The 271-nt window shown below is 30.3% G+C and carries 1 protein-coding gene; it reads left to right on the top strand.

What is annotated here, in order from left to right; genetic code table 11:
* The coding region (locus NF27_RS10750; RefSeq protein WP_039459565.1) for a DNA-3-methyladenine glycosylase I at positions 1-271 on the top strand (271 nt) is incomplete at both ends.

Raw genomic sequence — 271 nt, 5'->3', positions numbered from 1 at the left:
TCTGAAAAGCAAGTTGAATACTTACTTAAAAATCCTGGTCTAATAAGGAATAAACTTAAGATTGCAGCTGCAATTAATAATGCTAAAGCTTTTCTTAGAGTACAAGAAGAATTTGGCTCATTTTATAAATATAGTTTGCAGTTTATCAATGGAGAAAGGATAACCAATAAATGGATCAAGTTAGAAGATATACCTGTAACAACTAAGCAATCCGACTCTTTTAGTAAAGACTTAAAACAAAGAGGATTTAAGTTTGTTGGCTCAACAACAA

This window comes from Candidatus Jidaibacter acanthamoeba (assembly GCF_000815465.1).
GTDB classification, from domain to species: domain Bacteria; phylum Pseudomonadota; class Alphaproteobacteria; order Rickettsiales; family Midichloriaceae; genus Jidaibacter; species Jidaibacter acanthamoebae.
This window is presented reverse-complemented; position numbering and strand designations above follow the sequence as displayed.